Source organism: Nonomuraea sp. NPDC049784, from assembly GCF_040659615.1.
GTDB lineage: Bacteria > Actinomycetota > Actinomycetes > Streptosporangiales > Streptosporangiaceae > Nonomuraea.
Window position 1 is genome coordinate 1 of the sequence record NZ_JBFAMX010000838.1, and the last position, 3,557, is coordinate 3,557.

3 protein-coding genes and 1 pseudogene are annotated in these 3,557 nt (G+C 66.6%); 2 read left to right on the forward strand and 2 right to left on the reverse strand.

What is annotated here, in order from left to right; genetic code table 11:
- Positions 1-11 precede the first annotated feature (11 nt).
- Positions 12-200: pseudogene (locus AB0J09_RS59485) on the forward strand (aldo/keto reductase); the annotation flags it as partial.
- 478 nt (positions 201-678) lie between these two features.
- Here AB0J09_RS59485 and AB0J09_RS59490 read toward each other — a convergent pair.
- On the reverse strand, positions 679-1,278 hold the full coding sequence (locus AB0J09_RS59490) for a hypothetical protein (protein ID WP_360712394.1): 600 nt from the start codon (positions 1,276-1,278) through the stop codon (positions 679-681).
- Positions 1,279-1,741: 463 nt separating this feature from the next.
- Positions 1,742-2,194 (reverse strand): helix-turn-helix domain-containing protein, encoded by a 453-nt coding sequence (locus AB0J09_RS59495; RefSeq protein WP_360712387.1) that lies wholly within the window; start codon positions 2,192-2,194, stop codon positions 1,742-1,744.
- An 87-nt stretch (positions 2,195-2,281) separates the two neighbouring features.
- Here AB0J09_RS59495 and AB0J09_RS59500 point away from each other — a divergent pair, with 87 nt between their 5' ends.
- Positions 2,282-3,484, forward strand: coding sequence for an MFS transporter (locus AB0J09_RS59500; RefSeq protein ID WP_360712390.1), 1,203 nt, complete (start codon positions 2,282-2,284; stop codon positions 3,482-3,484).
- Positions 3,485-3,557 lie beyond the last annotated feature (73 nt).

The following is a 3,557-nucleotide window of genomic DNA, read 5'->3' on the forward strand; positions in this document are numbered from 1 at the left end:
GCCCCGGCGACATGCGCGGCTTCAGCCCGCGGTTCGCCAGCGGGAACGTGGAACACAACCTCGCCCTCGTGGACGCGCTGCGCCGGGTCGCCGAGGCGAAGGGCTGCACCGTCGCCCAGCTGGCCATCACCTGGGTGGCCGCACAGGGCGAGGACATCGTGCCGCTGGTCGGCGCTCGCACCCGCGAGCGGCTGGCCGAGGCGCTGCCCGCGATGGATCTGAATCTCACCGCGGACGACCTCATCGAAATCGAGAAGGCGGTGCCGCCGGGCGAGGCGCGCGGCGCCACCCTCCTCAGCATGGGCGCTTCCACGATGGGTAGCGACCACCGTCCATCGACCACCTGTTCCGGATGGCGAACTCCTAGTCCAGGTGTGCTCAGCCGGTGCGTTGGCGGCACTCGGCTGACAGCCTGTCACCTCTGCACCGGGCTCACCCAGCGGCAACGGTTGCTCCGCTCACCCGGCAGCGGCCAAGGCGAGGAGGAAGACCGACCGGCCCGGGCGGCACCTGACAGAGTTCCTCGCTACGCCGACCGGTCCGGTCAGTGTCCGGCAACGCCGAGAATCCTCGACACAGATGGGGTCGTCACGGGGCTGGGGTGGAGGACTGAGCTTCCCGTCGCTGTCGCCACAGGGGCAAGCTTCCCTGCCGGGTGGTACGACGGCACGGGGACGATCAGGCAGGGAGGGCACCTGCGAGGCGATCTTGAATCATCTGCTGGCGTTCCGCTGGAAGGCGGCGAGCATTCATTGCCGTTTGCAGGAGATCAGAATCGAATCCGTGGGCGCCCATGTGATCGAGAAGAGGTTCATAGCGATCAGGTCGATCCCGTAGGATCTCCGTGGCCAACCGGAGTTCCAGGCGAATCACCGGGACGCGATGAGAGCCACACGTGACCACGACGTAGTGCTGCCATGGGCCAGGGCCAACGCATTCCATCCCGTCCGAGTCGACTGGCCACTCGACGGTGCTGATCTCTACCTTGACTCCGTTGATCTCATACCTGGCGAAGTACTGCATTGCCTCCGAGATCCAGGATGCCGGGTAAAGACAGGGATACGGTTCGAGGGCCGCGGCAAACGTGTCCACGTCCTCTCGTCGGGCCACTAAGAGGTCGATATCCCCGGCCGGGAGATGAACACCCTGCAGGAGAGCGGCGCTGGTGCCACCTACCCGAAAATCGAGTTCGGCGTCTACGGCGCTCAGGGCCGTAAGAGCCGTGTCCAACGTGGTTGTGACGTCTGCCAGCCGCAGGGATGGTTCACCGTCGCCCATGGGGCCAGAGTATCGATCACGATGCGAGACCAGAAGTCCTGTGGGCTCAAGCGGCAGCGCCCGCTCTCAAGATATTTCTGCGGCGGAGGGTTCAAAAACACCCACTCGGTGGCGCCTCGCCAGCAACCAGGTGGGGCCAGAACTCATGCGTGATCAAGGCCTCCACGATCGCCAAGTGGGGCCAATACGCACGCGAACTGACGCCGAGTGGAGCCGCTTTTCGCGCTTGGAATCAAGGTGAGTGTGGCGAGGTACGAGTAGTGGGTGGTCGGCGTTCCCGTCACTGCGGAGAAGACGTTGAAGGCCGCCTCGTCCGCGACCGGGAGCACCCCGCCCAGTCGACTGCGCGGTGGTGCACATGCTGGAGGCCGGGATCCTGCTGCCGGCCGGGTACTCGTTGTGAGCTTCCTGAGCAGGACGGCGGCATGGACCTCGGGCAGGTAGGCGGAGGCGATCTCCAGGGTTAGCCGGTCTTCTCGACGCGCGACGTCGTTGGGGAGAGGGGCTCGTCGTCCTGGCCGCGGGGCAGCAGTTCGGGCACTTCTCTCCCGTTGCGATCGACCAGGATCGAGCGGGGCTCGTCATCGGCGAAGGCGTGCCGCTCACCCCACTGCCGCAGCGCCACGATGGTGGTGAAGAGGTCCTGGCCGGCGTCGGTCAGCTGGTACACGTGCCGCTTGCCGCCGGCAGGGGTGCTCGTGGTGAGAATGCCGTGGTCTACGAGCCTGCGGAGCCTGTCGGTGAGGATGTTGCGGGCGATCCCGAGCTGCTGGCGGAAGTCCGTGAACGAGGATGCGCCGCTCATGGCGTCGCGGATGATCAGCAGACTCCACCGGTCGCCCACAAGGTCGACCGTGCGCGCGACAGGACACGTCGGGTCAGTCCACCCGCCTCCAGGGCTGTGCGTCACGTCCACCTGGACACCTCCCCACGATGGTTGCGATTTGAAACCATTATGCCCTACGTTTAAACGGTTGCATATTGCTACCAAAAGGAGGGTGGAGTGGCGACAAGAGTCACAGGGCCGCAGCAGTTCGTGCTGGCGCTGGTGTGCGCGGTGGCAGTGTCCACGATCTACGCGATCCAACCGGTGCTGGAGACCGCAGGCGCTGAGCTGGGACTCCCGTCGGAGTCTCTGGGCTGGCTGGTCGCCGCCGGGCAGATCGGCTACTGCGCCGGACTGGTCCTGCTGGTACCACTCGGCGATCTACTCGACCGCCGCCGGCTCATCATCGGGCACCTGCTGCTCACCGCCGTGGGAGCCGGAATCACCGCTGCTGCCCCGAATGGGGTCATCGCGGTTGTGGGGCTGGCGGTCGCGGGGCTGTTCGCGGTGGTCGTGCAGGTCACGGTCGCCTACATCGCTGCCGTCTCGCCTGCGGGCGAGCGGGGCCGCAACATCGGGGCGGTCACCTCAGGGGTGGTGATCGGCATCCTCGGTGTGCGGGTCCTCGCCGGTGCCCTCGGCGACACGCTCGGCTGGCGTGTCGTCTACGTTGTTCTCGCACTGCTCTGCGCCGTGGTCGCCGTGGCAACGCGGCTGAGTCTTCGGGCCGATGCCCGGCAGGCAGGTGACCGCTACGCCCGGGTGCTCACCTCGATGGTGAAGCTCGCGGTCACGGACCGGCTGTTCCTCAGCCGCGGGCTGATCGCCTTCTTCCTCTTCGCGTCATTCGGCACGCTCTGGAGCGGACTCGCGCTCCCCCTCAGCGCCCAGCCCTGGGGGCTGGGCACCACCGAGATCGGCCTCTTCGGGCTGGCAGGCCTCGCCGGAGCGCTCGGGGCCGCCCACGCGGGCCGGTGGGCCGATGCCGGTCACGCGCAGGCGATCAGCGGCTGGTCACTCACCTTGCTCGCCGCATCATGGCTCCTCATCGCCCAGACCGAGCCGACGTTGTGGCTGCTGATCGCAGGCATCATCTTGCTCGACTGCGCTGTCCAGGCCGTCCACGTCAGCAACCAGCACCTCCTCACCACGGCCCACCCAGACAGGGCCAGCAGCGTCATCGGCGCCTACATGGCCTTCTACTCCCTCGGCTCCGCGCTTGGGGCGATCACCACGACCTGGGCCTACGCCACCTGGGGATGGCCGGCGTCAAGTCTGCTCGGTGCCCTCTATGCCCTGGCCGGGCTGGTCGTGTGGGCACTCAGCCGCCACGGAGCCGACCTGTCCCATGTCGGCTTCGAGACTGGTAAAAGTCGTTGATCGAGTGATCTGAGTTCGTGTTTCTGTCTCTGCTTCTATTCACTGAGCGTGATCGTTTGGGGCGTAGCGGCTC

Bases quoted from the DNA above. Each gene is read 5' to 3' on its own strand.
- AB0J09_RS59490 (WP_360712394.1), bottom strand. From the start codon at position 1,278: ATGGGCGACGGTGAACCATCCCTGCGGCTGGCAGACGTCACAACCACG.